Below are 26,680 nucleotides of genomic sequence, written 5' to 3'. Positions count from 1 at the left end.
CGGGCCCGCACCGAGGCCGTAAGGTGCCCTCATGCTCGATATCGCTCTGCTCCCGGGGGAGTATGCCGTGTGCCGCCTGGCCGCCGGCTCGGCTCTGCCGCCCGAGCTGCCGGTCGGGCTGAGCGGCGGCGACGTCGTCACGGTGAGCTGGACCGCCGACGGGATCTCGCTGATCTGCCCCGCCGGCCGGGTGCCCGAGCAGGCCGTCGCCGAGACCGCCTGGCGCTGTCTGCGGGTCGCCGGGCCGCTCGACGTGGCGGTCAGCGGCACCCTCGCCGCGCTGGTGGATCCGCTCACCGCCGCCCGGGTCAGCGTGGTCGCCTTCTCCACGTACGACACCGACTACCTGCTCGTTCCCGCCGTTCGCCTCCGTGAGGCGGTCGCCGCGCTGGAGCTCGCCGGCCACCGTGTCCTCGGCTGATCTTCACCCGGCCGCCGGTTCCTCCTAGGATTGGCTCGGCCTCCCGGCCGCAGTGACACCCCCCGATGTTCCGAGGATCGGCCGTGCCGCCCACCCCCTCGCGCCACGCCACGCCCGCCCGCCCGCCCCGCGCCGACGCCGGGCACCCCGGAGCGGGCCGGCCGCACGCCCACGCCGACCAACCGTCGGTCACGCCCCGACAACCCCTCGAAGCGGCATGCCCGTCCCACGCCGACCAACGGCCGGTCACGCCCCGACAACCCGTCGGCGCGGCACGCCCGGGTCGGCGACCGCCTCGTCCAGCGCCGGGCCGGAGGACGGCACGACCGCACGCGTCGCCCTCCGCCCGACGGCGCTGGCCGGCGGCCGTGGTGCTGCTGGCCGCGCTGTCCCTGGCCGCCTGCGGCACGCCACCCGAGCTGCGAGAGCCCGCCCCGACCAGCGCGCCGACCCGCACCGCCGGCCCCGCCCCGACCGGCACTCCCGGAGTCCCACCGAGCCCGCCACCCCCCACCGGCCTGCCCGGCGCCGGGCAGCCCACGGCCGACTCCGGCCTGGTCGCGGTGCCGTGCCCGGGCGGCCCCTCGGGAGCGCGGATCATCGACCTGGTGCGGGGCCGGGGCGGCGTGCTTCCGAACGGCGTCCGGGTCCAGGTGCGGACGGGGCCGCTGTGCGCCGGCGAGTGGCACTACACGCTGCTCGACGTGGCCGGGCACGAGGCGCTCCAGGTGGTCACCCAGGGCCGGCCGGGTGCCCCTCGGCTGGTCACCGCCGGCACCGACGTCTGCACCGCCGAGGTCCGCGCCGCCGGGCCGCCCGGCATCCGGACGCTCGTCTGCGAGGCCGGGTCGCTCGGCGTACCGGGTGCGTAGGCTGTCGCCATGCCGGGAACACCGCCGACGCGCTTCGTCTACCTCGGGCCGGAGGGCACCTTCGCCGAGCAGGCGCTGAACAGCATCCCCGCCGCCGAGCGGGGCAGCCGCACGCCGGCCCGCAGCGTGCCCGAGGCGCTGGAGAGCGTACGGGCCGGGGAGGCCGACGCGGCCGTGGTGCCGATGGAGAACTCGATCGGCGGCGCGGTCGGGGTGACGCTTGACGAACTCGCCGAGGGGGAGCCGCTGGTGATCACCCGCGAGGTGATCCTGCCGGTCGAGTTCGTGCTCGCCGCGCGGCCCGGCACGACGCTCCCTCACGTGCGCAGCGTCGCCGCCCACCCGCAGGCGTCCACCCAGTGCCGGGGCTGGCTGCGCGCACACCTGCCCGACGCGGTCGTGGTCGACGTGCTCTCCAACGGCGCGGCCGCCGCCGGGGCCGCCACCGGCGACTACGACGCGGCGATCTGCGCCCCGATCGGGGCGAGCCGGCACCGGCTCGACGTGCTCGGTGCCAAGATCGCCGACCACCCGGACGCGGTGACCCGGTTCGCGCTGGTGTCCCGCCCTGGGCCGCCCCCGCCCCCGACCGGCGACGACGTGACGTCCCTGGCGGTCTACATCGCGCACGACCGGGTGGGCGCGCTGCTGTCGGTGCTGATGGAGTTGGCCGTCCGGGGGGTCAACATGACCCGGATCGAGTCCCGCCCGACGGGGGAGGCACTCGGCCGGTACGTCTTCTTCCTCGACTGCACCGGTCACGTGGCGGACGTACGGCTCGGCGAGGCGTTGCAGGGGCTGCGCCGGGTCTGCGCCGACGTGCGGTTCCTGGGCTCGTACCCCCGGCACCGGTTCGCCGGAGCGAGCGACCGCCCGATCCCGGCCCCGCCCGGCCTCTCGGACGCCGACTACGCCGACGCCGCCGCCTGGCTGGCCCGCATCCGCGCCGGCGACCTCGCCTGACGGCACCGCCCCCGCCCCGTGTCCGGCCGGCGGGGCCGGATCGGCGTGGGGCGGGGGCGGTGGTGCGGGTCAGCTGAGCAGGTTGCCGAGGATCCCGCCCTGCTCCTGGGTGCCGCTGCCCATGATCGGCGGCTCCTCGGAGGGCTGCACGACGACGAAGCCCTGGCCGGCGAAGCTCATCGTGAACGCCTCGCCGGTGCTCCGGCCGAGCAGCGTGCCGAGGCCGAACTGCTCGGCGCGGTGGTAGCCGGTCTGGAGGCTGGCCGACCAGCAGACGGCCGCCTGCGGGTCGACGTAGGTGGGGGCGTCGACGCTGAGCACCACCGGGGTGCCCTTGGTGGTGATGGCGATCCGGCCGTAGCCGGAGAAGACGCAGTTGAACAGGCCGGACGACGACGCCATGCCGGCTCCGCCGACCATCCGGATGTCGTACTGGAGGGTGGAGTCGAAGGCCAACACGCTGGAACCGTTGATGGACAGCGCGTCGCCCGGCTCCAGGTCGATGATGTGCACGTCCTTGGCGAAGTCGGCGAGGAAGACGTCACCCCGGCCGGTGAGCTTCATCAGCGGAACGCCCTCGCCGGTGAGCTTCTGCTTGAGGAACTTGCCGAGCCCGCCGGAGCCGAGCGCCTGGAACTGCACCTGGCCCTGGTAGGCGACCATCGACCCGACCCGGGCCATCGCCTCGCCGTTGAGCTCGATCTTCAACATCTTGGAGTTCTGCAGCCGCATGCCGGGCTGCGCGGACTCCTTCTCAAGGTTCTCCGCCGAGAACAGCTCGCTGCGCATGGAAGTGCCTCCTGGGTTCGTGGTGCCTGGACCGACCGTAGGGGACCGGCGCAACAGTCGACCACCGCCGACCGGCCCGCCACGGCCACCGGTCGGCGCGGGAACCCCGCCCGCCGACCGGCTAGCCCCAGCCCAGCTCGTGCAGTCGCGCGTCGTCGATGCCGAAGTGGTGGGCGATCTCGTGCACCACCGTCACCGCGACCTCGTCCACGACGTCCTCGTCGTCGTCGCAGATGCGCAGGATGGGGTTGCGGTAGATCAGAATGCGGTCCGGCAGCACCCCGGCGTAGTCCCAGCCCCGGTCGGTGAGGGCATGACCCTCGTAGAGGCCGAGCAGGTCCTCGCCCGGGGGTGGGTCGTCCTCGACCAGGATCACGACGTTGCTCATCAGGGCGAGGAGTTCCTCCGGCACCTCGTCGAGCGCGTCGCCGACCAACTCCTCGAAGCGTTCGCGACTCATCTCCACCGGCACCCCGCCCATTCTGCCCGACGGCGCGGCCCGGACGCCCCGGTCGGAAACGGCGGACCGCCACGGGGAGCACGGCTCCCCGTGGCGGTCGACGCCGACGGACCGGACGGTCAGGAGGCGAGGCGGGCGTTCAGGCTGATCTGGGCTCCCGGGGAGAGCAGGCGGGAGATCGGGCAGTTTTCCTTGGCGGCCTCGGCGAGCTTGGCGAACTGTGCCTCGTCGATGCCCGGCACCTCGCCGACGGTGTCCAGCTCGATCCGGGTCACGGTCATCCCGGCGTCGGTCTTGTCCAGGTGGACCTTGGCGGTCGTCTCCACCGAGGTGGGCGGCGAGCCGGCCTCGGCGAGGAGCTTGGAGAACGCCATCGAGAAGCAGCCGGCGTGGGCCGCCCCGATCAGCTCCTCGGGGTTGGTGCCCGCGCCCTCCTCGAAACGGGACTTGAAGGAGTAGTTCCCCTCCAGCCCGCCCTTGCCGGTGCGGATGGTGCCGGACCCCTCGGTGAGGTTGCCCTGCCAACGTGCGGAAGCGGTACGGATAGGCATGCACCCGACGCTAGTCGAAAGGGCAGCGGCCGGCGACCGTTCACGTGCGCGTCCGCCGGGTGCGTGCTGTGTCATGATTCGGGCCTGGTCAGTGACGCGGAAGGGCACCCGATGTCCCAGGATCTTCCCATTCCCCGGCAGGAGCACCGGTCCGACGACACGACCGTCGTGGAGTGGGGCACGGCGGAGCCGGACCGGCCGGCCCGGTTCGGTAGTACGCTCGCCGGCCTGGGCCGGGACCGCCGGCTGCCCCTGCTGCTCGCGGCGCTCGGCGCGGTGGCCGCCCTCGCCTCGCTGCTCGGCGAGTGGCAGGTGATGACCATCCCCAACGCCGGCCCGCAGGGCAACAGCTCGGTCCGGGTGCCGGGCGGGGTGTCCGACATCGGCGGTTTCGGGGTGGGCTACCTGGCCGGGCTGTTCGCTCTGCTCTGCGTGACGGCGCTCGCGTTGCGCGGCACCTCCGCGGTGCGCCCGAACGCCCGGCTCGCCGGCCTCACCCTCACCGGGGCGCTGCTGGGGCTGCTGGTCGCCACCGCGTCCTCGCTCGACGAGGCCGGGCAGCGCGTCTTCTTCTACTCGGCCGACGACGGGTTCCGGGTCGAGTACGGCCGGGGCCTGGTGATGGCCTTCGCGGCCTGCGTCCTGTTCGCGGCGGCACTGAAGCTGGCCCCGGCCGACGCACCGCCGCAGGAGGAGGCCGACCTGCCCCGGGCCGACGGGGACGACGGGGAGGCCGGGGAGCCCGTCGACGGGGCCGAGCAGGTGGGCCGCAGCCGCCGACGCCGCCGCCGCGCGGACCGGGACGACGATGACGACCTGCCCGCCCCGCCCGACCTCACCGTCGGCCCGGCCAGTCCCTTCGCCCGGCCCGAGCCCCGGAACTGATCCCCCCGCCGGGCGGCCGGGTCGCCGGTCGTACGCCGGCGGCAGCCGGCGCGGGGACATCGGCGGGCCGTCGTCCGTTGGCGACCCGTTCGCCGAAAGGCCATGGTTGAGGGTCGTTCCGCGAGGTACGTTTGCTGCCCGCCGTCACCCAGGCCGAGGCGATTTGAAGCGAGACGGCTGGCTGCGACGGCGGCGGGCGAAGGAGGAACCATGACCCGCCCGGGCCTGCCCAAGCTGATCGCGACGGATCTCGACGGAACGCTCGTCCGCAGCGACGAGACCGTCTCCGCGTACACCCATGGGGTGCTCGACCGGGTGCGGGCCGCCGGTATTCCGGTGGTCGGCGCCACCGGTCGCGGGCCCCGGCTGGCCGAGCTGACCCGCAACGACATCCGCGCCGCGGACTTCCTGGTGATGGCCGGGGGTGGCCGGGTGGTCGACCAGAGCGACCCGGCCGGGCCGGTGGTGCTGCGGGACGAGCGTCTCTCCGCCGAGGTGCTGGCCACGCTCCTGGCCGACCTGGAGGCCGCGGTCGGGCCGCTGACCGTGATGGTGGAGGCGTCGGACGAGCACGACGCGCCGCTCTGGGGCGACTACCACCCGAGCTGGCCCTACCAGGACGCGTTCGAGGCGCGCAGCCGCGCCGAGTGCCTCTCCTGCGACGTGATCAAGGCCTTCGCGCGGACCGCCGACCACCACGTGGACGAGTTGCTCGCGGTCGCCCGGCAGATCGTCCCGCCGGAGGTCGCCACGCTCACCCAGGCCGGGCTGGGCTTCGTCGAGATCTGCCCGCCCGGGGTGGACAAGTCCACCGGGCTGACGGTGGTGGCGCAGCGGCTCGGCGTCGACCCCGCCGAGGTGCTGGTATTCGGCGACATGCCGAACGACCTGCCGATGTTCGAGTGGGCCGGTTGGGCCCGGGTGGCGGTCTCCAACGCCCACCCGACCGTCCGCGCCCTTGCCGACGAGGTGACCCTGCGCAACGACGACGACGGGGTGGCGGTGTACCTCGATCGGCTACTGTCCCGCTGATGGGAGAGGCACCACGGCTGATCGCCACCGACATCGACGGCACCCTGCTCCGGGACGACCGCTCGCTGAGCCCACGCACGATCGACGTGCTGGCCCGGCTCTCCGCGCGGGGCACGCCCGTCGTGCTGGTCACCGGCCGGCCCATCCGCTGGCTGCGGATGGTGTACGAGCAGCTCGCGGAGCCGCTGCCGGCGATCTGTGCCAACGGCGCGGTGGTCTACGACCCGGTCGCCGACGAGGTGGTGCGGGCCGACCCGCTCGCCCCGGAGCTGCTCGCCGAGGTGGCCCGGCGGCTGCGTGCCGAGGTGCCGGAGATCAGCTTCGCGGTGGAGATCGTCGACAGCCGGCAGATGCGGCACGAGGCGCACTACCCGCTGCGCTGGGACGCGGACCACGCCGCGATCCGGGCGGTCGAGACGCCCGAGGAGCTGCTGGCGGCACCGGCGGTGAAGCTGCTGGCCAGGGCCGCCGAGCAGGATCCTGACGCGTTCGTCGCGCTGGTCGCCGGGGCCCTGGAAGGGCTGGCCGAGGCGACCCACTCGTCGTACTCGGGGCTGGTGGAGATCTCCGCGGCGGGCGTGACCAAGGCGGCCGGGCTGGCGTGGTACTGCGCGCGGCTGGGCATCGACGCCCGGGACGTGGTCGCCTTCGGCGACATGCCCAACGACGTGCCGATGCTGACGTGGGCCGGGCGTGGGGTGGCGGTGGCGAACGCGCACCCCGCGGTCCTGGAGATCGCCGACGAGGTCACCACGGCGAACTCGGTGGACGGCGTGGCGGCGTACCTGGAGAAGGTCTTCGGGGTGGGGTGAGCGGCCGGCCGGGGCCCGGCCGGCCGCGTGGTCAGAGGTACTGGCCGGTGCTGTGTCCCTCGCCGCCCTGCGGCTGACCCATGCCCGGCATGCCCGGGAGCACGGCGCCGGGGCCGCTGGGCAGCGCCTGCCGGCCGGACCGCATCTGTTCGAGCTGCACCCGGGCGGCCATCTGCTGGGCGACCAGGGCCGCCTGGATGCCGTGGAACAGGCCCTCCAGCCAGCCGACGAGCTGGGCGTGCGCGATGCGCAGCTCGCCCTCGCTGGGTGCCTTCTCCTCGGTGAAGGGCAGCGAGATCCGTTCCAGCTCGTCCCGCAGCTCGGGGGCGAGCCCCTCCTTCAGCTCGACGATCGACCGCTCGTGGATCTCCCGCATCCGGTGCCGGCTGGCGTCGTCGAGCGGGGCCGCCTTGACCTCCTCCAGCAGCTGTTTGATCATGCTGCCGATCCGCATCACCTTGGCCGGCTGCTCGACCAGTCGGGTCGGGTCCTCGCCGTGGGCCTCGTCGGTCTGGACGGTGCCGACCGGCCGCCCGTCCGGGCCGACCACCACCACCGTTCCGGAGCGACCGGTGCCGTCCTGGCCCGGCTCGTCGTTCTGTGCAGCGGACTGTGCTTCGGTCATGGGATCCATCTTTACCCAGCCGCGAACGCTGATGCGCCCCGGGACCGATCCCCGACCTCGGTTCGGCGGGTGATCCGCGCTACGGTCGCGCCATGCCCGCCGATCCCCGTGCCGTGCTGAGCCGGCCCGCTCCGGCCCCGGACCTCACCGTCTCCTACGGCGACCACCCGGACCAGGTGGCCGACCTGCGCCTGCCCGCCGGGGCGGGCCCGGCCCGGCGGCTGGTCGTGGTGGTGCACGGCGGCTTCTGGCGGGCGGAGTACGACCGGCGGCACACCGACCCGCTGGCCGTCGCGCTGGCCGCGCTGGGTCACCCGGTGGCCCAGGTGGAGTACCGGCGGACGGGCCAGCCGGGTGGCGGCTGGCCGGGAACGCCCGCCGACCTGCTGACGGGCGTGACGGAGCTGCCCCGGCTGGCGGCCGGGGCGCTGCCCGGACGGGTCGCCGCCGGGCCGCCGCTGCTGGTGGGCCACTCGGCGGGGGGACATCTGGCGTTGTACGCGGCGGCGACCGCCCCGGCGGCCGTCGGGGGTGTGCTCGCCCTGGCACCGGTGTCCAACCTCGCGGAGGCGTACCGGCTGGATTTGGACGAGGGGGCGGTGGCCGCGTTGCTCGGCGGCGGCCCCGCCGACTTCCCCGAGCGGTACGCCGCCACTGATCCACGGGCATTGGTGCCCGTATCATCACGCACAGTAGTCATTCATGGCGCTTGTGATCGACAGGTGCCGATCGAGATGAGCCGGGAATTCGTCGCCGCCGGCCGCGCCGCGGGGGGCGAAATCCGCCTTGTCGAGCTGCCCGAATGCGAGCACTTCGGGCTGATCGATCCGGAGTCGCCCGCATGGCCGCAGGTCACGGCTGCTTTCCGATCACTGCTTAAAGATCACTAAGCATTGACGCAGCGTCGCCAACCGGGTAGAACGCCGAAAGGACATGGTCCGCCCCGCGTCGCTCCCCGGAAGGAACTCGGTGTCGCAGATGAACCGCAGGCGGGCGCTCCAGCTCCTGGCCGCGCTCGGCACGGCCGGGCTGGCCGCCGGATGCAACACCGACGACGCCGACGGCCAGTCGGCGCGCCCTGGCAGCCCTATCAAGATCGGTCTCGTGGCGCCCACCAGCGGCGGCCTCAAGGCGATCGGCGCCGAGATCACCAACGGCTTCCAACTCTTCCTCGACCTCAACGAGAACCTGCTGGGCGGGCACCCGACCACCCTGCTCACCGCCGACGAGGGCGAGAGCGTCAAGACCGGCAAGGCAGCCGTCGATGGCCTGCTGAAGCAGGGCGTGCTCGCCCTCACCGGCGTGGTCGACGCGAACGTCATGTCCGGCATCCGGGACACCGTCGAGAAGGCCCGGGTCCCGCTGATCGGCTCCAACGCCTCGCCGTCCAGCCTCCAGAGCGTCGTCTTCATCTGGCGGACGTCGTACGTGCTGGACGAGGCGGGCCGGGCGCTGGGCCGCTACCTGCGGGAGCAGTTGGAGCCGTCGGCGCGGCTGGCGATCATCGCGCCGGACAACGTCGGCGGCCAGGACGTGGTGCGCGGCTTCCGGCAGGAGTTCGGCGAGTCCGACCCGCGGATCCGGGACGCGACGATCTCGACGGGCGTCTTCACCAGCCCCTCCAAGTCCGCGTACCGGGCCCAGATCCGCACCGCGCTGGACCGGAACCCGACGGCGGTGTTCTGTTTCTACTCCGGGCCGGCGGCGGTCGAGTTCATCAAGCAGCTGCGCAGCGAGGGGTTCACCGGCAAGGTCTACGCCCCCGGCTTCCTCACCGAGGGCACGGTGCTGGAGAGCGTCAAGACCGAGGAGGCGCTGGGCATCCAGACGGCGCTCAACTACTCGGCCGACCTCAACAACACGGCCAACCGGCGGTTCGCCTCGGCGTACCGCAAGAAGCACGGCACCTCGCCCACCACGTACGCGATGGCCTCCTACGACGCCGCGCAGGTGCTCGACCAGGCGATCCGGCTCGCCGGGGAGTCGCCCAACCCGCAGCAGGTCAACCTGGCCCTCGGCAAGATCGGCCAGATCGACAGCCCGCGCGGGCTGTGGCAGTTCAACCAGCCACGCACGCCGCAGCAGAAGTGGTACCTGCGCGAGGTCCAGCTCGACGGCCAGGTGCTGTCGAACGTCCTGGTCAGCGAGCTGGTCACGCTCGGCTGAGCTCCGGCACGACGCGGAAGGGGTCGGCCGCCCGTCGCGGGCGGCCGACCCCTTCGTCGTACGCTCAGTGGCGCAGCTCGGCGACGCAGCACTTCACGCTGCCGCCGCCCTTCTTCAGCTCGGCCAGCTCGACGGGGACCGGGTGGTAGCCGGCCGCCTTCAGCTTCCCGGCCAGCCGGGTCGCCTCGCTGTTCAGCACGACGTTGAGCCCGTCGCTGACCAGGTTCAGGCCGAAGGTCAGGGCGTCCTCCGCGTCGGCGACCACGGCGTCGGGGAAGAGCTGGGTGAGCACCCGCTGGCTGGCGGCGGAGAAGGCGCCCGGGTAGTAGACGACGTTCCCGTCGTCGATCGAGGCGAGCGCGACGTCCAGGTGGTAGAAGCGCGGGTCGACCAGGCGCAGCGACACCACGGGCCGGCCGAGCGCCTCCTGTGCCTCGGCGTGCGCGGGCAGCTCGGTACGGAAGCCGTGCCCGGCGAGGATGAGCCCGCCGTGCGCCTCCGGCAGGTACGCGAAGTCGCCCTCGCCCTCGTTGGTCTCGATCGGCGCGATGAACCGCCAGCCCTGCGACTCGTAGAAGGCCCGGTGCGCGGCGGCCTCGGCGGCCCGCTGCTCGTGCTTGAACTGCGCGCCGTAGACCGTGCCGTCGACGACGAACCCGCCGTTGGCCGCGTAGACCATGTCGGGCAGGCCCCGTTCGGGAGTCAGCAGGTGCACCTCGTGACCGAGGCCGACCAGGGCCTCCCGCAGCCGGTCCCACTGCTTGACCGCGAGCTCCGAGTCGACCGGGGTGGTCACGTCCATCCACGGGTTGATCGCGTACTCGACCGCGAAGTGCTCGGGCGAGCACATGAGATATGTCCGCTTTCGCGGGACTCGTTGCTGGTTCACGGTGACCAAGGGTAGGTACCCTCGAACTTTCGTAACAGCCACAAGCGTTGCTTCCCGAAGGCGGAACGTTGCAGATAGATGCCGTAGACCAGCGAATCATTGCGCTGCTTGTCGCTGACGCCCGCGCCTCGTACGCCGACATCGGGCAGCGCGTGTCACTCTCCGCTCCAGCGGTCAAACGACGGGTCGACCGGCTGCGGGCGGCTGGCGTGATCCGGGGCTTCACGGCCGTCGTCGACCCGGCCGCCGTCGGCTGGACCACCGAGGCGTTCGTCGAGCTGTTCTGTGCCGGTCGGACGACCCCGGCGCAGATCGGGGTGGCCACCCGTCGCCACCCCGAGGTGGTCGGCGCGTACACCGTCTCGGGCGAGGCCGACGCGCTCGTGCACCTGCGGGCCGCCGACATCGCGCACCTGGAGGCGGCGCTGGAACGGCTGCGGGCCGAGCCCTTCGTGACCTCGACCCGGAGCACCATCGTGCTGTCCCGCCTGGTCGAATCCCCCGGCGTCGGCCCCGCCCCCGCCTGACCGTCCCGGCGACCGGCAGGCGGCACGCCAGCCGGAGCGGCACGGCGGAAAGAACGCGGAAGATGAGGCCGGGGTCGGAACCGGGCGCCCGCGGGGCGCGTCGAACCGGCCATGACACGGGGAGCCCACCTTTTCGCGGCCGGCACGCTGGCCGCGCTCACCCTGCTCGGCGGCAGCGCCCTCCCGCCGGTGCCGGCCGATCCGACCTCGACGCCAGCCGAACCGCCGCCGGGCCAGCCGGCGGCCGCGCCCGTGCTGGTCTCCTACGACTCCTGCGCCGAGGCGCTGGCCGGGCTTCGCGCCGCCGCCAGCGCGTCCGTCGGCCCGTGGGGCCTCGACGGCGGCTGGGACGGTGCCCTGAAGGCCGAGGCCCTGTCTGGCGCGCGGACGGCCGCCGCCCAGGCCGCTCCGGAGCACTCGACGACGAACGTGCACGAGCCCGGCGCGGACGAGCCGGACCTGGTCAAGACCGACGGGCGCCGGATCGTGACCGTCACCGACGGCACGCTGCGGGTGGTGGACCCGGCCGCCCGGCGGGAGACCGGCCGCCTCGTCCTCACCCGGACGCTGCCGGAGCTGGAGTGGACGCGACAGGCGACCCTGCTACTGCACGGCGACCGGGCGCTGGTGCTCGCCGAGACGGGCATGAGCGTCGACCGGGGGCTGGCGGGCCGCCGGGCGTCGTTCCTCCGGCACGCGCCGCGCCTGATCCTGGTCGACCTCGCGGGCCCGCCGAAGGTGCTCGGCACCTACCAGATGGACGGCAGCCTCGTCGACGCCCGGCAGACCGGATCCACCGCCCGCGTGGTGGTCCGCACCCGACCCAAGCTGGCCTTCCCGCACAAGCAACGGAGCAACGAGGCGACCCGGACCGCCGCGAACCGGGCGGTGATCGCCAGGGCCGGGGTGGAGGCGTGGCTGCCGGCGTACGAGTGGACGGCGGGGGCGGAACGGCACGTCGGCCGGGTCGGCTGCGACCGGCTGAGCCGGCCGCCCGTCTGGTCCGGCTCGTCGATGCTGACCGTGCTGAGTTTCGACCTGACCGGTGACCGGCTCGGTGACGGCGACCCGGCCAGCGTGGCCGCCGACGCCAGCACCGTCTACGGCACCGGGACCAGCCTCTACCTCGCCGGGCAGCGGCCGACGTCGGCCCGACCGGGCACACCGCGCGTGGGCTGGCGGGTGGGGGGTGAACAGGTCACCGAGATCCACCAGTTCGACACCCGCTCACCCGGACGGCCGCGCTACGTGGCCACCGGCACCGTGCCCGGGACGCTCGTCAACCAGTACGCCCTCTCCGAGTGGCAGGGGCACCTGCGGGTCGCCACCACCACCGGCGACACCTGGAGCACCCGCCAGAAGTCGCAGTCCGCCGTGTACGTGCTGCGCCCCGACGGGAACCGGATGGTCCGGACGGGCGCGGTCACCGGCCTCGGGCCCGGCGAGCGGATCTACTCCGTACGCTTCCTCGGCGGCTCCGCGTACGTGGTCACGTTCCGGCAGACCGACCCGCTGTACACGGTCGACCTGACCGACCCGGCCGCGCCCCGGGTCACCGGCGAGCTGAAGATCACCGGCTACTCGGCGTACCTGCACCCGCTGCCGGACGGCCGGCTGCTCGGTGTGGGCCAGGAGGCCGACCGACGGGGGTGGACCCAAGGGCTCCAGGTCTCGCTGTTCGACGTCCGCGACCCGGCCCGCCCGATCCGGCTCGACCAGTGGCACGTGCCGAAGGCCTACTCCACGTCGGAGTCCGACCCGCACGCCTTCCTGCACCACCCGGAGACCGGCCTGGTCGCTTTGCCGGTCAACAGGGACGTACGCCTGCTGCGGGTGTCCGGGACCGACATCGGCGAGGTCGGCACGGTGTCGCACGCCGGCCCCACGGGCCGGGTCCTCCGGTCGTTGCTGGTCGGCGACGTGCTCTGGACCGTCTCCGACGCCGGGCTGCGGGCCACCGACCCGGCCAGCGCACGGAGCCTCGACTGGCTCCCGACGACCTGATCCTCCCTCCCCGGCGGGTGGGGCCCGGTTTCTCGGGGTTTCCGGGCCCCACCCGTCACCACCTGGGACGGGGTGTGGCGTGGCTCAGAGGTACATGCCGGTGCGGTGCTCGTCCCGGTCCCGCTTGACCGGGCTGTCCCCCTCGCCGAAGAACCGCTTCCCACCGAACTCGCCGTGCAGGCGGTCGTCCAGCTCGTCCGCGAGCCCGGTCATCACCTGGACGGCGAGCATGAGGTGGGTGGCCTGGAAGTTGCGGCCGAAGACCGGGATCGACGCCCACACGGTGTCGTCGGCGCAGTAGAGCCGGCCGATCGGCATCCGGTTGGTCAGCTCGGAGAGCTTCACGTAGAGCCGTTCGGTCGGCTCGACCTCGGTCAGCACCGGAGAGAAGACGTCCACCAGCGGCGGGTTGTCGCGCACCCGGACGAAGACCATCGCCGAGCCGGCGCGGATGTTGATGTCGCCGTCGGAGTCGACCTGCAGCCGGTCCGAGTCGGACTTGAGCATGGTCGAGACGACGGTGCGGACCTGCTCGGCGAGCGCCGCCACGTCGCTGCCCGGTTCCTGGGCAGCGGCCGCCGCCGCGAGCGCCTCGTCCAGGTCGGCCTCGACGTTGCGGTCCGGGCCGAACTCGCTGCGGGCGGTGCCCAGCGGCTCCACCGGCAGCGGCTCCCCCTCGGCGTCGTGGATCAGGTAGACGAGGAAGGCGGGGTGCGGGGCACCGTAGACGTCGCGCAGCGTCCGGGTGAGCAGGGCCGCCAGCCGGGTCGCGTCGGCCGTGGCGCCGTCCAGCCCGAAGTGCTCGCCGGAGCCCTCCACCACGCCGGGCGGGGACCAGCCGAGCGCGATCATGTCCGCCACCGCGGCCCGGTCCAGCCGGTAGCCCTGCGGCAGGGTGGCGTTGCCGACCGCGCGGGCGGCCAGCCTGCCGTCCGCGCCGATGTCGACGCTTATCGAGTAGACCGCGTCACCGGTGCCGGAGGCGGTGGGGTCGAGCGTCAACTCGACGTGCGTCCCCGTGGGCAGCGCCGCCAACCGCTCGGCCAGCGCCCGCGCGAACTCCCGCCAGGCCTGGGTGACCTTGGCCCGCAGGTCGGCCGTGCTGGGCTCGTCGAGCAGGATCGGCTCGTGGTGCGCCGGCAGGTTGCCGGGCGAGTCGCCGCTCGGCGCCGAGGGGTGGTCTGCCGTCATGATCGCCTCCGTCCGTCCAGGCCACCCTACCCACGGAGACGGGAAGACGAATCAGCCCGACCGTGATCGGACACCGGAGATCAGGCGGGTGTGCCCCCGGGGCGTTCGGCGCCGAGTTCGACGGGCCAGGCGGCGGCCAGCGCGCTGAGCCGGGCCGCCGCGCCGGCCGGGTCCGCCCCCCGCCCGACCGCCAGCCCGAGGAGGTACGCGGTGACGGGCGCACCCGGCCGCAGCACCTGGTGCGCCACGTCCTTGGCCAGGTCGAGCACGGCCGGCACCGGCACCTGGGCGGGGTCCAGGTCGAGTTCGGCGCAGGCCGCCGTCAGCCAGTCGTCCATCACCGTCATCGCGTCCACTCCTCCGCCCGGCGTACGTCCTCGTCAGTGTCGCAGTCGAACCAGGGCGGCGGGCCACCACCGGACCACGGCACCTCGCGCACCCGCAGCCCGGCGAGCAGCGCCCGGATCGGCGCCCCGGCCAGCGGCGGGACGGACCCGTCGGGGTGCCTCGTGGCGCGCTCGGCGGCCAGGCGGTCCAGGGCGGCCCGCAGCGGGGCCACCCGCCACACGCCGCACAGGGTCTGCCGCCGCCCGTCGTCGTCGACGTAACAGGCCCCGTCGTGACCGGCGTCGAGGTGGCCGAGCAGTTCTCCGACCGCCGCGCGGGTGAGCAGGGGCAGGTCGGCGGCGAGCACGGCGACCAGCGGCGGGCCGGGGGCCGGTGGCGCGACGCCGGCGAGGTCGGCGTCCTCGGCGGCGACGGAGTCGAGCAGGGCCAGCCCGGCCGCCACGGCGGCGACGGGCCCGCCGCCCGGCGGCTCCTCCCGGGTCACCCGCACCCCGGTGGGCACCGGCCCGGGCGGGCCGACCAGGACGCGCGGCGCGGCGTCGGCGACGGCGGCCAGCACCCGGTCCCGCATCGGCCGGCCGCCGACCGGCCGGGCCGGCTTGTCCACGCCCCCCATCCGGCGCGCGGCCCCCCCGGCCAGCACCACCGCCGCGTACGCGTCCACCCGGCCACGGTAGCCGCACCGCGCCGCCGGTCTGCGCAATGGCTGACACAGAAGTGGGACATGACCTTGGGCAGGTCGACGGAGAAGAATTCCCTCAGCCCGGGGCATACAGCGTCCCCCGGTTCTCGACGGACCGAGCGGCGGAGAAGGAGTAACGATGGCGAAGTTCCTGAGCCGTCCTCGCGTACGTGGCCTGATCGCCGCCACCGCCGTGGCCGGCGGTGTGGTGCTCGGCACGGCCACCCCCGCCTACGCGGACTACGACAGCCCGACCTACGCGACCAGCACGGCCTGCAACGCGGCCCGGCCGGCGTACGTCACCTCGTGGACGTCGCCCGGCCCGTGCTACCAGTTCTACTTCTGGAACGGCGGGATCGCGCGCGGTTGGAAGTTCACCGTCTTCACCCGGTGATTCCGGTCCACCCGCACAGCTAGTGCCACCCGGGTCGCCCCGGCTCCCGTACGGGGGGTGCCGGGGCGACCCTTGTGGTTGCCCAGTCACGCCGACCCCGGCACGGGGTGCAGGATGGCGGGATGGGACGGGCCACTGACCGACGCGGCGTGCTCCGCATCGACCTCGACGCGGCGGCCACCGGCCGCACCTCCGTACGCCGGCAGGACAGCCTCGCGGTGGAGGAGCCGCTGGAGATCCGGGTCGGCGCGGCCGGTCCCGGCCGGCGACGGCCGCTCGCGGTCACCATGCGTACGCCCGGCGACGATCTCGACCTGGCCATCGGGTTCCTGCTCACCGAAGGGCTGATCCGGTCCGCCGACGACGTGCGCACCGCCCAGCTCTGCGCCGGGGCGGAGACGCCCAACACGTACAACGTGGTGGACGTGGTGTTGTCGCCCGGCGTGCCCGAGCCCGCCGTCGACCCGGCCCGGAACTTCTACACGACCAGCTCCTGCGGGGTGTGCGGCAAGGCGAGCATCGACGCGGTGCGTACCCGATCGGTCTTCGCGGTGGGCGACGACCCGCTGACCCTGCCGGCGGCGGTGCTGACCGCGCTGCCGCAGCGGCTGCGCGCGGCCCAGCGCGGCTTCGACCGCACGGGCGGGCTGCACGCGGCGGGCCTGTTCACCGCCGACGGCGACCTGGTGGTGCTGCGCGAGGACGTCGGCCGGCACAACGCCGTCGACAAGGTGATCGGCTGGGCGGTCCGCGAGCGACGGCTGCCGCTGGCCGGGCACGTCCTGCTGGTCTCCGGGCGGGCGAGCTTCGAGCTGACCCAGAAGGCGTGGATGGCGGGGGTACCGCTGCTGGCGGCGGTCTCCGCGCCGAGCACCCTGGCGGCGGAGCTGGCCGAGGAGGCCGGGCTGACCCTGGTCGGCTTCCTGCGCGACAACGCGATGAACGTCTACACCCGCCCCGAGCGGATCACGACGTGACCCACTTGCCGAACAGCTCCAACCGCAATGCGGCGTCCCGGGCCAGCAGGAAGCCGGCGATGCCGAGGATCCAGCCGAGCATGCTGCCGGAGGTCCGCATGATCCAGGCGTTGAGCCTGGCCAGCACCGGCTCGATCAGCCTCGGCACCGCCAACCGGGCCGCCAGCAGCAGCACCGCCGGCAGCACCATGACCAGGCAGTAGCCGCCCAGCAGCCCCACGATCTCCGCCACGCCGAGCCCCGAGGTGGTCAGCAGGCCGACCGCGCCGAGGTACGGCAGCATCGTCGCCACCTCCGCGAGCGCGGCGAGCAACGCCAACCCGACCAGCCACCGCGTCGAGGAGTCCCCGGAGGTGACCCGGTCCCGCCAGCGCAGTACGCCACCGCTGCGCGGGCGCCGTTTGCTGTCGTAGCGGAAGCTGAGCGCGAACAACCCGACCCCGAGGGCGAGCTGCGCCCAGAGCACCGGGCGATTGTCCATCGCCCCGCCGAGCACGTCGGCCAGCCGGCTGCCGCCCAGCGCCAGCACCAGCCCGACGGCGAAGTAGAAGACGGCGATCGTGCCGAGATAGACGAGGATCCGGCGGGCGTTGATCGTGCCGGGCGCGAGCAGCAGCCAGATCGGGATGAAGAGCGTGCCGATGCTCGTGCTGTCGACCAGGGCGAGGCCGGCAAGCGACAGCAGCAGACCGACGCTCATGCGGGGCATCCAGGGATCAGGGGCACCTCATGATTCTCCGCCGACGCCGCGCCGGTGAACTCGGCCCACGGAACGAACGTGCGCTACATCCTTTGACGGACAGCCCCGGACGCCATGGTCATCCGCACGCCCGCGCCCGGGTCAGCCGCGGACCCGCGCCCAACCGATGAAGCGGTCGGCCAACTCACCCGGCGGCGGTGCCTGGTCCAGCGCGGCGAGCTGCTCACCCGCCTCGGCCTGAAGGGTCGCCAGGTGAACCAGCAGGCCGGGACGGTTCTCCCGGTACTCGCCCAGCAACCGCAGCTTCGCCGGCGAACACGGCCAGGCGATGCCGCACACGGCACACCGCCAGGTGGGCCGGGTCGGCACGTGCTCCCGCTGCCGGCTCACACCGGCACCTGCCGGCGAGTGGTCGGCCGGCGGCGGGCCGGGGCCGCCGGGACCGGAGGCGTCGTGCGCCAGCGCACCCCCGCGCAGCGGACGTACAACGAGCGCCGGGCCACGGCGTCGCCGCGCCGGTCCAGCTCGTAGGCATCGATCCAGCACCAACCGTGGTACGTGTGCCAGTCGGTCAGCACGCGGATCACGCGGACGGTGATCGGGCGGACGAACTGCGGGCTCGCGGACCGGGCCAGGTAGAGCACGTCGCCGGACGTGATCTGCCGCAGGCTCACCGGGCCGTCCCCGGGTCGCGACCGGCGGTCCAGGGGGACGCCGGGCTGAGGTGGATCCGGCCGGGGCCCCGGTACGGCGGGACGAACGGGCCGATCGGCCCCGGCACGACCGGTCGGGCCGGCGGCGTCATCGGCGGTGCGGGTTTCGGGTCCGGCTTCGGCGGCTGGCGGTCCGGCAATGTCTTTCCCCTCTGTCCGTCGTGGACGAGGGGGCCGCCACGGATGCTCGCCCAGCGGCGGCCCCCTCCGTCGACGCGACTTGGCGGGCCTCGGGTGCCACCACCGGCTCGCGCCGTCCACAGAGACACTGCCCAGGGTTGCCGACCAATAACACCGCGTAGCAATCTGTACTCGGGTCATAAAGGACGTTGAGGTGGGGAGCAGGGATGAACAGGGCTGTCCAGGTGGCCATGGCGAAGGCAGGCGAGACCGCAGAGAGCCTCGCAGCTCAGATAGGTGTCGATCCGAAGACGGCAGCACGCTGGGTCAGCCAGGGACGAACCCCGCAGACCCGCCACCGTGCCCGGGTCGCCGAAATTCTGAACAAGGACATAGAGGAACTGTGGCCCGACGCGCTGAAGCGCCGCGAGCCACCCTGGTTCAGACCGTGGACGGAGATCGAGCGCGAGGCATCAGGACTCCGATGGTTCGAGTCGGTGGTGCTTCCCGGTCTACTGCAAACCGAGGCTTATGCCCATGCCGTCATGGCCAGCGGGCCGTTGCACGCCGAAGCAGGTATTTACGTCGACGCACGGCTACGCCGACAAGCCGCCGTGCTCGATCGCCCACGGCCTCCCCTTCTGATCTTTGTGATCGATGAGGCTGCGCTTCGACGGGGAGAACCAGACATCATGCATTCGCAACTGGACCATTTGATTGAGCTTGCTCGGCGTCCGAACATCATGGTCCATGTGCTGCCCCTCCGTGCTGGGCTGCACGCCGGCCAGGCCGGACCCTTCATCATCGCCAGCACACCTGACGGTGAGGTCGGCTACCTGGACGACCTAGCCGCCGGGCGCATCACGAATGATGTTGCCTCGCTCTGGGCCGTTTGGGATACCGTGAGATCGGTCGCGCTGCCGCGAGACCAAACCATCGACTTCCTGGAAGCACGATCATGGCTGACCTGACCCGCGCCCAGTGGCGCAAGAGCACGCGCAGCAGTTCGAACGGTGGCGCTTGCGTCGAGGTCGCTGGCAATCTTCCCGGTGTCGTCGCCGTTCGCGACTCGAAGGACCCCGCCGGCCCGGCCCTCACCTTCTCGCCAACGGCATGGCGTGCCTTCCTCGCTGAGGTGGCCGCCCGGGCCTGACCGCGCCCCCAATCACACGGGACGTTCCATACAAACCAACTGGTCCCGCTCGTCCCACGACTCGGTGACGGTGAATCCGAGCCGCTCGTAGAGGGCGATCGCGCCGGACCGCCACTTCCACACCGACAACCGCAACGCACTGACGCCGGCTTCCGCAGCGTACGCGAAAGCGGCACTGACCAGGCTGGATGCGGCACCCAGGCTGCGGAACGTGCGGCGGCCGGATTCTTTCCGGGTGCGACGCGCCTACCCTTGGTGCCGTGACTTCCGAAGCGAGCCCGTTGCGTCAGCTCTCCCTCGACCAACTGCGGACCCGGACCAGTGAGAAGTGGCGGCGGTACCCGAGCGACGTGCTGCCGGTGTTCGTCGCGGAGATGGACGTGCTGCTCGCCGAGCCGATCGTGCACGCGATCACCGACGCGGCACGTCGCGGCGATACGGGCTACCCCGCTGGGACCGGCTATGCCGAGGCGTTCGCCGACTTCGCCCGTAAGCGGTGGGGCTGGGACGGCCTCGCCGTGGAACGCACCACCATGGTTCCCGATGTCATGCAGGGAATCCTCGAAGTCCTCGACCTGGTCTGCGACCGCACCGACGCTGTCGTCATCAACTGCCCGGTCTACCACCCCTTCTACGACTTCGTCGGACACACCGGCCGGCCCATCGAGGAGGCCCCGCTCGGGGTGGACGGGCGGCTCGACCTCGACGCCCTGGAAGACGCGTTCCGGCGGGCCGCGTCCCGCGGGCCCCGGCCCGCCTACCTGCTCTGCAGCCCGCACAACCCGACCGGCGCGGTGCACACCGCAGACGAACTCGCTGCCGTCGCCACCCTGGCTGGCCGATACGGGGTACGGGTCGTCGCCGACGAGATCCACGCGCCACTCGTGCTGGCCGGGGCGGTCTTCGTGCCGTACCTGAGCGTGCCCGGCACCGAGAACGCCTTCTCGGTGCTGTCCGCCTCCAAGGCCTGGAACCTCGCCGGGCTCAAGGCCGCCCTCGCCGTCGCCGGCCCCGCCGCCGTCGACGACCTCGCCCGCATCCCCTGGTGGGTCAAGGAAGGCCCGAGCCACGTCGGCGTCACCGCCCACATCGCCGCGCTCCGGGACGCGACCGACTGGCTCGACGCGCTCCTGGCCGACCTGGACCACAACCGCCGGCTGCTCACCGACCTGCTCGACCGACACCTGCCGCAGGTCCGGTACCAGCCCGGCGAAGGCACCTATCTCGCCTGGCTCGACTGCCGCGCTCTCGACCTGGGTGACGACCCCGCAGCGGTCTTCCTCGAACGCGGACGAGTCGCCCTCAGCCCCGGCCCCATCTTCGGCACCGGGGGCGCCGGACACGCACGGCTCAACCTGGCCACCTCACCTGAACTGATCACCGAGGCGATCCGCCGGATCACCGACGCGGTGGCACGGTCAACGGCGGACCGTCGTTCCGCGGGCCTCCAAGCGGGTCAGGACATCGGGGTCGTCGAGCTGCGCCAGCCCGACGTCGAGGGTCTGTAGCGCAGGCAGCGACTCCAGCGCCGCCGCTCCCGTGCACTTCCCGGTCAGTACCAGTTCCGACAGGGTCGGGTGGCCGGTCAGCGGGGTCAGGTCCAACGGCCCCGGACGGTAGCCGTGGCCGTCCAGGTCCAGGGACCGCAGGCTGGACAGTGCGTGGATGCCCTCCAGCGACGTCACGTTGTAGTCGTCGGACTCGCCGCCGGTGTCGATGTCCAGGGTCTGCTCGATCAGCATGTAGATGTCGCTGCCGCCGTCGAACTGCAAGTCGGTGATCGATGCAGCCTCGGCCGGCGGCACCGCGACGGCATGCAACAGCTTTAGCGACGCCTCCAGGCGCGGGCCTGGACCCGGGTAGCCGTCCTCCGGGCCATCGGGCCCGGTCGACTCGATGAGCGCCTTGAGGTCGTCGGCAGCGATCGCGTCGTCCAGCAGGGCGTCCAGGACGCCCAGGTGCAGGCCGAGGTCGGCGAAGATGAGGGTCATGATCCCGACCGTATCTTGTCACCGGCTTGGCCCAGGACGCGGCGGTGCACCCGATGACGTTGTCACCGTGGTGTCGCCACGGCTCAGATGCCGTCCCAGAAGGTCAGCCGGTGCGCGGCGCTCCGGTCGAAGTGGCCCACCCTGTCGAGGTCCAGGCCCTGGACGTACGGGTGCTGCCGCCACGCCGGTAGACCGTGGCCGTTGGGGTTACCCGTGGCGGCGAATCGCGCCCAGTAGCCGATCATCAGGTCGCCGAGTCGACGCTGCTTGTCGGTGAGCGGTGCGGACTCCCACGACGGGTCGAAGAGGAACGACAGTTCCGAGCCGTGCGATGCCATGGGCTCCACCTGATCGTCGGGGAACGGGAACAGCTGCGGTGCCGTCCGGTCGAGGAACTCGTAGGAATAGACCGGGACGTGCCTGGCCAGCAACCGATCGGTGTCCCGCGCCGACCTCGCCCAGTCGAGGTCGCTCAGCACGGCGGCAGCGGTCTGGGTGGGCACGTCGCCGGGCGGATAGGCGGCCAGGACAGCCGGTGCCCGCTCCCCGAAGATCTGGGTGAGGCCATCGACGTACTGTGCGGCGGTGAGCCTGGGAAACACCATCGATGCGAACATGGTGCCCTCGTCCCGGGTGATGCCGGACAGGATCGGCACCCGGTGGAAGCGTCCCTCGGCGAACACCTCTGCCGGGTCTTCCGGCAGCACGGCGTTGCCGTATCCGGGGAAAGGCAGTGCGGGCTGCGCGAGAAGTTCCAGAGTCGACTTACCCCGCAGGCAGGCGACGTCGGAGCAGGAGAGTCCATCGGCGATGAGCTGCCCGTGTCCCTCATGAGCCGAGGCGGGGATCCAGAGTGGCACGCCCAGGACCGCCGGCAGGTCGTCCTGGCTCCAGCAGGGGGAACTCTGGGTGATCGCGCGGTGGAACAGGCCGGCCGAGGCCGGAGCGGCGAGTTGGGCGCATACCGAGTGCGAGCCCGCTGACTCACCGGCGAGCGTGACGTTGCCCGGATCACCGCCGAACGCGGTCGCGTTGCGCCGTACCCACCCCAGGGCCGCCTGCTGGTCCTGCACGCCGAACGCACCGCTGTCGGGCAGCCCGGGGTGGCCGAAGAAGCCGAAGATTCCCAGCCGGTAGTTGACGGTCACCACGACGATGTCGCCGCGCGTGGCGAGGCGGACGGCGTCGTAGTCGCTGCCGGCGCCCTTCGTCAGGCTGCCGCCGTGCAGCCAGACCAGCACCGGTTTGCGATTGCGGGGTGAGGCGCCACGCGGCGCGGTCACGTTGAGGTAGAGGCAGTCCTCGCTGTCGCTGGCTGGCAGGCCCCAGTTGTCAGCTGTCTGAGCGCACCGGTTGCCGGGTCGTGTCGCGTCGCGGATGCCTGCCCATGGCTCGACAGGTTGCGGGGAACGCCAGCGCAGCTCGCCGACGGGTGCGGCGGCGTAGGGAATGCCCTGGAAGAGCCGGTGGTCACCGCGTACGGTGCCGGCCGTCCAGCCGGCGTCGGTGCGCACCTTGCCGGGATCGGCGGCCGCAGGCGCAGGCAGCGCCAGCAACCCGGCGGCGATCACGATGGTCGTCAGGATTCGCATGTGACCACGCTGTCATCCGACAGCCGTGGTCGGAATGAAGCTCTCCGCCCAAGGGGGTGTAGCTACCTACACCTGACGGACGGCCGCGACGGCGACGAAGAGCGGCGCCGCGGCATGGCTGAACCACCTACCTGCGGCGTCGCGCCGACGCTAGCGGGGCCGGGCGCCGTTGAGGAACAGCGCGACGATCTGGCCCGCCCCGCCGGGCTCGCTCATGAGGTCGGCCGCGCGCGTGAGATGGAGGAAGGCGTTCATGAGGAACCAGGGATCGCCCGCCACGTCTCCCGCCTCGACCGCTCGGGCGAAGAGCGCGACGACCGGGTCGAGGAGGCCGCTCACGTACCGCTGCGAGACGTCGTTTCTCGTCTGCTCGGAGACGAGGTTGAGCGCGTCGTAGATTCGCTGCTCGAAGGAGATGGCGCTGGTGGAGTGCTCCGCCGATACGACGGCAAGCGCTCGCAGCTTCTCATCCGTCGACCCCTCGGTCGCGATCGCCGCCGCCATGCGGTCACCGAGTTGTTCGATGAACCTCAGCGCGACGGCCGAATAGATCTCCTCCTTGCCGCCGGGGAAGTGGTGGTAGATGGACGGCTTCTGGATGCCGACCGTCCGGGCGACCCCGACGAGAGACACGCCCTGGTAGCCAACGGCGGCTAACTGCTCGCCGAAGGCAGCCACGATCTGCGAGCGGGTGTCCGCCGAGGGGGTCATCGGTTCCTCCGGGCGTGGTTCAGGGCCAGAGCGCAGGCGGCGATTCCGGCGAGGGCCAGCGTAACGAGGGCGACGGACGCGATCGGCGCGGCGGAGAGCGTGGCACCGCTTTCGAGTTGGCGGGCGGCGTCGACCACGTAGGTGAGCGGGTTGACGGTCGCGATCGCACGCATCCATCCGGCGAGTTCGTCCACCGGAGCGAACACCCCGGTGAAGAACGACAGCCCGAACACGGCGAGGGTGACGAGGTTGGTGCTCGACGCCGAGGCCGTCCGGATCGCGACCGCGATGCTGAGCAGCGCGATGCCCAGGCCGAGCGTGAGCATCAGGAGGAGCATCGCGGTCATGCCCGCCCAACTCTCCGGCCGGTACCCGATGAGTGCGGCTCCGGCGACGGTGACGAGCAGTTGGATGGCGACGGCCACGAGCGCCGCGAAGACGGCACCGATGAGGAACGGGGTGGCTGTGCCGTGGGCCAGCCGGAGTCGGTCGAGGTAACCGCTGGTGACGTCCTGGAGGACCAGGGTGCCCGCGGCGCCCGCGCCCGTGGCGACGCCGGTGAGCAGGATCAGCGGGAGCAGGAACGAGACGAAGCTGCCACCCGCGAGATAGCCGCTGCCGACGGCGCTGAGCTGCCCCGAGTAGATGAGCAGGAAGAACAGCGACTGCGCGACCGGGGTGACCAGGAGGGTCGGAGAGCGCAGGACGGCTCGCGTGGAGCGCCTCATCGCGGCGAGGGTGACGGGGAGTGGGGCGCTGCGCGCGGGGGCGGGCGAGACGGTGAGAAGACTCATGATCGGTGTCCCTACGGAAGGTGGTGGGCTCAGGTCAGCGGGCCGCGAGAGCGACGAAGACGTCGTCGAGCGAGGGTTCGGTCAGGCGGAACTCCGCGACGCCGCCCGCGACCTGGCCGATGTCGTCGAGCGCGATCTTCAGCGCGTCGGGGGTGTCGGAGAGAGCGAGGCGTACGGTCCGTGGCTCGTCGGGCTCGGCCCGGAACGAGGCACGGGAGGAGGCGAGCAACGCCTGTGAGGTGGCCGCGTCCGCCAGCCCCAAAATGAGCGTGCGCTCCCCGATGCGCCGTTTCAGTGACGCGGGGGAGCCCTGTGCGGCGACCGCGCCGTCGCGGAGCACCACGACGTCGGTGGCGAGGACGTCCGCCTCGTGGAGGTCCTGCGTCGAGACGAGGAGGGTCCTGCCGTTCTGGTTCAGTCGCTTCAGCTCGTGCCAGAAGTCCAGGCGGCTGAGCGGGTCGAGCCCGGTCGTCGGCTCGTCGAGAATCACGACCGGGGGTTCTGCGACCAGGGCCACGGCGAGGTCGACCTTACGACGGGTTCCGCCGGACAACTTCGAGACGCGTGTCCGGCGGTGTTCGGCGAGGCCGAAGAGGTCGAGGAGTTCCCGCGTTCGGCGGGTGGCGTTCCGGCGACCGAGCCCGAGCGCGACGCCCTGGAAGTCGAGAACCTCGGTCGGGGTGGCGAGTGGGTCCAGGGCGTTGGACTGCGGGGTCAGACCGATCAGGCGTCGCGCCTCGCGGGCCTGCGCGACCGTGTCGTGGCCCTCGACCGTCACCGTGCCGGAGGTCGGGGTGCGTAGCGTGGCGATGATCTCCAGGAGGGTGGACTTTCCCGCGCCGTTGTGCCCGAGGACCACCGTGCGGCTGCCGCGCTCGACCGACAGCGAGAGTCGATCCAGCGCGTTGCGGGTTCCGTAGGACTTCGTCAGGTCACTGACGGCGATTGCTGGCTTCGGGGTCATGACCTCAGCCTACCTACCGGTCGGTCGGGTCGCCAACCCGCACCTTCTAGGGGCACGCCGCTACGACGGATGACCGGGTTGTCCCCGGTCATCCGTTCCGGGTGCGCCAGGGGAATCTCCCCGATGCCCCGGCCGGCACCGGACGACAGGCTCGACGCCATGAAGACCGTGAATACTGCCCTCGTCGCGACGGCGCTCACCGCCGTGCTGACCGTCGTGGCCCCCGGCGCGGTCATCGCCGCTCCGCCGGCCCACTCCACCGCCGACTGCCACCCCGGCACCCTCGACCCCGGCCCGCTCCGGCAGGCGATCGCCGGATTACCCAACTCCGACGCCACCAGCGCCCAGGTCCGGATCATCACCCCGGACGGCTGCTGGACCGGCGCCACCGGCGTCCGGGACCTGCGCAGCCAGGCCCCCGTGCCGCCGCACGCACGGTTCCGGATCGGCAGCACCACCAAGGTCTTCACCGCCGCGCTGGTGCTGCAACTGGTCGCCGAGGGCCGCATCCACCTGGCCGATCCGGTGCAGCGGCACCTGCCCGGACTGCTGCCCGCCGACTATCCGACCGTCACCGTCCGCCAACTGCTCGACCACACCAACGGCATCCCCAGCCCGACCATGCCCGACGGAATCGAGTGGCAGCTCGCCCACCGGTACGACCGCTGGAACCCGGAACAGATCGTGCGACTCGGCCTGCGCAACCCCCGGAAGTTCGAACCCGGGACGAAGCAGCACTACACCAACATGGGCTACATCGTCGCCGGCCTGCTGGTGGAAAAGGTCACCGGCCACCCGTACGCGCAGGAGCTGGACCGGCGGATCGTCCGCCCGCTCCGCCTGCGGGACACGTACGCACCCGGCGACGACCCGCGCATCCTCGGGCCGCACGCACGCGGATACCAGGCCGTCGTACGCGACGGAGTTACCGAGCTGGTGGACGTCACGACGTGGAGCCAGACCTTCACCCCGGCCGCCGGCAACGTCATCTCCAGCCTCGCCGACCTGGACACGTTCGTCACCGCGCTCTTCGCCGGCCGGGTCGTGCCGCCGGCCCAGCTTGCCGAGATGTTCACCCTGCCCGCGGTCCCCGACGTCTCCGGTGGTCCGGCCTCGTACAGCGCCGGGCTCACCGTGTTTCCGCTGCCCGGCGGCGAACTCCTGTGGATCAAGACGGGTGCCCGGTTCGGCTACCTGACCGGCGTGGCGTCCACCCGCGACGGCCGGTTTCGGATGGAGTACTCGATCACCGGGACCGACGCCAAGGGTGAGGAGCTCAGCCGTACCGCTCAAGCCGTCATCGGCGCCGCGCTCGGGATGCTCTGACGACGCTCCGTCAGGCAGGTCGCCGCCC

General features: G+C 72.5%; 32 protein-coding genes and 1 pseudogene. 16 read left to right on the top strand and 17 right to left on the bottom strand.

The window, feature by feature from the left end; translation table 11 throughout:
* Window positions 1-31 precede the first annotated feature (31 nt).
* The 3 genes from ABZ809_RS02625 (at window position 32) to pheA (ending at window position 2,256) form a co-directional block, all read left to right on the top strand.
* Window positions 32-421, top strand: coding sequence for an ACT domain-containing protein (locus ABZ809_RS02625; protein WP_357560556.1), 390 nt, complete (start codon window positions 32-34; stop codon window positions 419-421).
* A 368-nt stretch (window positions 422-789) separates the two neighbouring features.
* Window positions 790-1,293, top strand: coding sequence for a hypothetical protein (locus tag ABZ809_RS02620; protein ID WP_357560555.1), 504 nt, complete (start codon window positions 790-792; stop codon window positions 1,291-1,293).
* Window positions 1,294-1,302: 9 nt separating this feature from the next.
* Complete coding sequence (gene pheA, locus ABZ809_RS02615) at window positions 1,303-2,256, top strand: prephenate dehydratase (RefSeq protein ID WP_357560554.1); 954 nt, start codon at window positions 1,303-1,305, stop codon at window positions 2,254-2,256.
* A gap of 69 nt (window positions 2,257-2,325) precedes the next feature.
* Here the strand turns inward: pheA and ABZ809_RS02610 are convergent, their stop codons facing one another.
* The 3 genes from ABZ809_RS02610 to ABZ809_RS02600 all read right to left on the bottom strand — a co-directional run bounded on the left by ABZ809_RS02610 (window position 2,326) and on the right by ABZ809_RS02600 (window position 4,056).
* Window positions 2,326-3,045, bottom strand: a complete 720-nt coding sequence (locus ABZ809_RS02610; RefSeq protein WP_357560553.1) for an AIM24 family protein — start codon at window positions 3,043-3,045, stop codon at window positions 2,326-2,328.
* Window positions 3,046-3,166: 121 nt separating this feature from the next.
* Window positions 3,167-3,511 carry a metallopeptidase family protein gene (locus ABZ809_RS02605; protein WP_192581591.1) on the bottom strand — a complete coding sequence of 115 codons (345 nt, stop codon included), beginning with the start codon at window positions 3,509-3,511 and terminating at the stop codon, window positions 3,167-3,169.
* 113 nt (window positions 3,512-3,624) lie between these two features.
* Window positions 3,625-4,056: an OsmC family protein gene (locus tag ABZ809_RS02600; RefSeq protein ID WP_357560552.1), complete on the bottom strand. Its 432-nt coding sequence runs from the start codon at window positions 4,054-4,056 to the stop codon at window positions 3,625-3,627.
* 111 nt (window positions 4,057-4,167) lie between these two features.
* Between ABZ809_RS02600 and ABZ809_RS02595 the strand changes: the two genes are divergently transcribed.
* From ABZ809_RS02595 to ABZ809_RS02585, 3 genes are all read left to right on the top strand, one after another.
* Window positions 4,168-4,941 carry a hypothetical protein gene (locus tag ABZ809_RS02595; RefSeq protein WP_357560551.1) on the top strand — a complete coding sequence of 258 codons (774 nt, stop codon included), beginning with the start codon at window positions 4,168-4,170 and terminating at the stop codon, window positions 4,939-4,941.
* A 210-nt stretch (window positions 4,942-5,151) separates the two neighbouring features.
* On the top strand, window positions 5,152-5,973 hold the full coding sequence (locus ABZ809_RS02590; protein WP_357560550.1) for an HAD family hydrolase: 822 nt from the start codon (window positions 5,152-5,154) through the stop codon (window positions 5,971-5,973).
* Window positions 5,973-6,785, top strand: a complete 813-nt coding sequence (locus ABZ809_RS02585) for an HAD family hydrolase (protein ID WP_357560549.1) — start codon at window positions 5,973-5,975, stop codon at window positions 6,783-6,785. The genes ABZ809_RS02590 and ABZ809_RS02585 overlap by 1 nt, the downstream gene beginning before the upstream one ends.
* Before the next feature lie 31 nt (window positions 6,786-6,816).
* On the opposite strand, the gene ABZ809_RS02580 is transcribed toward ABZ809_RS02585, so the two are convergent.
* Window positions 6,817-7,419 (bottom strand): bacterial proteasome activator family protein, encoded by a 603-nt coding sequence (locus ABZ809_RS02580; RefSeq protein WP_357560548.1) that lies wholly within the window; start codon window positions 7,417-7,419, stop codon window positions 6,817-6,819.
* 83 nt (window positions 7,420-7,502) lie between these two features.
* On the opposite strand from ABZ809_RS02580, the gene ABZ809_RS02575 reads away from it, so the two are divergent.
* Both ABZ809_RS02575 and ABZ809_RS02570 read left to right on the top strand, forming a co-directional pair.
* On the top strand, window positions 7,503-8,300 hold the full coding sequence (locus ABZ809_RS02575) for an alpha/beta fold hydrolase (RefSeq protein WP_357560547.1): 798 nt from the start codon (window positions 7,503-7,505) through the stop codon (window positions 8,298-8,300).
* 79 nt (window positions 8,301-8,379) lie between these two features.
* The gene (locus tag ABZ809_RS02570) at window positions 8,380-9,576 is read left to right on the top strand and encodes an ABC transporter substrate-binding protein (protein ID WP_357560546.1); all 1,197 of its coding nucleotides are present in this window, start codon (window positions 8,380-8,382) and stop codon (window positions 9,574-9,576) included.
* A gap of 64 nt (window positions 9,577-9,640) precedes the next feature.
* Here ABZ809_RS02570 and ddaH read toward each other — a convergent pair whose 3' ends face one another.
* Window positions 9,641-10,474: a dimethylargininase gene (gene ddaH, locus ABZ809_RS02565; protein WP_357560545.1), complete on the bottom strand. Its 834-nt coding sequence runs from the start codon at window positions 10,472-10,474 to the stop codon at window positions 9,641-9,643.
* Between the two features lie 59 nt (window positions 10,475-10,533).
* Between ddaH and ABZ809_RS02560 the strand changes: the two genes are divergently transcribed.
* Window positions 10,534-10,992 carry an Lrp/AsnC family transcriptional regulator gene (locus ABZ809_RS02560; RefSeq protein WP_357560544.1) on the top strand — a complete coding sequence of 153 codons (459 nt, stop codon included), beginning with the start codon at window positions 10,534-10,536 and terminating at the stop codon, window positions 10,990-10,992.
* A gap of 111 nt (window positions 10,993-11,103) precedes the next feature.
* Window positions 11,104-12,996, top strand: a complete 1,893-nt coding sequence (locus ABZ809_RS02555; RefSeq protein ID WP_357560543.1) for a beta-propeller domain-containing protein — start codon at window positions 11,104-11,106, stop codon at window positions 12,994-12,996.
* 84 nt (window positions 12,997-13,080) lie between these two features.
* Here the strand turns inward: ABZ809_RS02555 and ABZ809_RS02550 are convergent, their stop codons facing one another.
* From ABZ809_RS02550 to ABZ809_RS02540, 3 genes are all read right to left on the bottom strand, one after another.
* Complete coding sequence (locus ABZ809_RS02550) at window positions 13,081-14,187, bottom strand: hypothetical protein (RefSeq protein WP_357560542.1); 1,107 nt, start codon at window positions 14,185-14,187, stop codon at window positions 13,081-13,083.
* Window positions 14,188-14,267: 80 nt separating this feature from the next.
* Entirely contained in the window at window positions 14,268-14,534 is a 267-nt protein-coding gene (locus ABZ809_RS02545; protein ID WP_357560541.1) for a DUF6457 domain-containing protein, read from the bottom strand.
* Window positions 14,531-15,250 (bottom strand): NTP transferase domain-containing protein, encoded by a 720-nt coding sequence (locus tag ABZ809_RS02540; protein WP_357560817.1) that lies wholly within the window; start codon window positions 15,248-15,250, stop codon window positions 14,531-14,533. Before ABZ809_RS02540 ends, ABZ809_RS02545 begins: the two co-directional genes overlap by 4 nt.
* A gap of 106 nt (window positions 15,251-15,356) precedes the next feature.
* Here ABZ809_RS02540 and ABZ809_RS02535 point away from each other — a divergent pair, with 106 nt between their 5' ends.
* Complete coding sequence (locus ABZ809_RS02535) at window positions 15,357-15,611, top strand: hypothetical protein (protein ID WP_357560540.1); 255 nt, start codon at window positions 15,357-15,359, stop codon at window positions 15,609-15,611.
* 122 nt (window positions 15,612-15,733) lie between these two features.
* On the top strand, window positions 15,734-16,588 hold the full coding sequence (fdhD, locus tag ABZ809_RS02530; protein WP_357560539.1) for a formate dehydrogenase accessory sulfurtransferase FdhD: 855 nt from the start codon (window positions 15,734-15,736) through the stop codon (window positions 16,586-16,588).
* On the opposite strand, the gene ABZ809_RS02525 is transcribed toward fdhD, so the two are convergent.
* The 3 genes from ABZ809_RS02525 to ABZ809_RS02515 form a co-directional block, all read right to left on the bottom strand.
* On the bottom strand, window positions 16,578-17,288 hold the full coding sequence (locus ABZ809_RS02525) for a GAP family protein (RefSeq protein ID WP_357560538.1): 711 nt from the start codon (window positions 17,286-17,288) through the stop codon (window positions 16,578-16,580). The two genes, fdhD and ABZ809_RS02525, sit on opposite strands and share 11 nt — an antisense overlap.
* A 141-nt stretch (window positions 17,289-17,429) precedes the next feature.
* Window positions 17,430-17,678 carry a flavin reductase gene (locus tag ABZ809_RS02520; protein ID WP_357560537.1) on the bottom strand — a complete coding sequence of 83 codons (249 nt, stop codon included), beginning with the start codon at window positions 17,676-17,678 and terminating at the stop codon, window positions 17,430-17,432.
* Window positions 17,675-17,962 carry a hypothetical protein gene (locus tag ABZ809_RS02515; RefSeq protein WP_357560536.1) on the bottom strand — a complete coding sequence of 96 codons (288 nt, stop codon included), beginning with the start codon at window positions 17,960-17,962 and terminating at the stop codon, window positions 17,675-17,677. The genes ABZ809_RS02520 and ABZ809_RS02515 overlap by 4 nt, the downstream gene beginning before the upstream one ends.
* 386 nt (window positions 17,963-18,348) lie before the next feature.
* On the opposite strand from ABZ809_RS02515, the gene ABZ809_RS02510 reads away from it, so the two are divergent.
* Together ABZ809_RS02510 and ABZ809_RS02505 are read left to right on the top strand one after the other, a co-directional pair.
* The gene (locus ABZ809_RS02510) at window positions 18,349-19,092 is read left to right on the top strand and encodes a helix-turn-helix transcriptional regulator (protein WP_357560535.1); all 744 of its coding nucleotides are present in this window, start codon (window positions 18,349-18,351) and stop codon (window positions 19,090-19,092) included.
* A complete protein-coding gene (locus ABZ809_RS02505; RefSeq protein ID WP_357560534.1) occupies window positions 19,080-19,274 on the top strand; it encodes a DUF397 domain-containing protein in 195 nt (64 codons plus the stop codon). Before ABZ809_RS02510 ends, ABZ809_RS02505 begins: the two co-directional genes overlap by 13 nt.
* Window positions 19,275-19,286: 12 nt before the next feature.
* Here ABZ809_RS02505 and ABZ809_RS02500 read toward each other — a convergent pair.
* Window positions 19,287-19,478, bottom strand: a pseudogene (locus tag ABZ809_RS02500) (GNAT family N-acetyltransferase); the annotation flags it as partial.
* A gap of 56 nt (window positions 19,479-19,534) precedes the next feature.
* On the opposite strand from ABZ809_RS02500, the gene ABZ809_RS02495 reads away from it, so the two are divergent.
* Window positions 19,535-20,782, top strand: coding sequence for an aminotransferase class I/II-fold pyridoxal phosphate-dependent enzyme (locus tag ABZ809_RS02495; protein ID WP_357560533.1), 1,248 nt, complete (start codon window positions 19,535-19,537; stop codon window positions 20,780-20,782).
* Here the strand turns inward: ABZ809_RS02495 and ABZ809_RS02490 are convergent.
* From ABZ809_RS02490 to ABZ809_RS02470, 5 genes are all read right to left on the bottom strand, one after another.
* The gene (locus ABZ809_RS02490; RefSeq protein ID WP_357560532.1) at window positions 20,693-21,265 is read right to left on the bottom strand and encodes a hypothetical protein; all 573 of its coding nucleotides are present in this window, start codon (window positions 21,263-21,265) and stop codon (window positions 20,693-20,695) included. The genes ABZ809_RS02495 and ABZ809_RS02490 overlap by 90 nt on opposite strands.
* Window positions 21,266-21,348: 83 nt before the next feature.
* Complete coding sequence (locus tag ABZ809_RS02485) at window positions 21,349-22,857, bottom strand: carboxylesterase family protein (RefSeq protein ID WP_357560531.1); 1,509 nt, start codon at window positions 22,855-22,857, stop codon at window positions 21,349-21,351.
* A 150-nt stretch (window positions 22,858-23,007) separates the two neighbouring features.
* The gene (locus ABZ809_RS02480) at window positions 23,008-23,568 is read right to left on the bottom strand and encodes a TetR/AcrR family transcriptional regulator (RefSeq protein ID WP_357560530.1); all 561 of its coding nucleotides are present in this window, start codon (window positions 23,566-23,568) and stop codon (window positions 23,008-23,010) included.
* A complete protein-coding gene (locus ABZ809_RS02475) occupies window positions 23,565-24,362 on the bottom strand; it encodes an ABC transporter permease (protein ID WP_357560529.1) in 798 nt (265 codons plus the stop codon). The genes ABZ809_RS02480 and ABZ809_RS02475 overlap by 4 nt, the downstream gene beginning before the upstream one ends.
* Before the next feature lie 34 nt (window positions 24,363-24,396).
* Window positions 24,397-25,326, bottom strand: coding sequence for an ABC transporter ATP-binding protein (locus tag ABZ809_RS02470; protein WP_357560528.1), 930 nt, complete (start codon window positions 25,324-25,326; stop codon window positions 24,397-24,399).
* A gap of 159 nt (window positions 25,327-25,485) precedes the next feature.
* On the opposite strand from ABZ809_RS02470, the gene ABZ809_RS02465 reads away from it, so the two are divergent.
* Entirely contained in the window at window positions 25,486-26,652 is a 1,167-nt protein-coding gene (locus ABZ809_RS02465) for a serine hydrolase domain-containing protein (RefSeq protein ID WP_357560527.1), read from the top strand.
* Window positions 26,653-26,680 lie beyond the last annotated feature (28 nt).

This window comes from Micromonospora sp. NPDC047074 (genome assembly GCF_040643815.1).
In the GTDB taxonomy this organism is placed as follows: Bacteria; Actinomycetota; Actinomycetes; order Mycobacteriales; family Micromonosporaceae; genus Micromonospora.
This window is presented reverse-complemented; position numbering and strand designations above follow the sequence as displayed.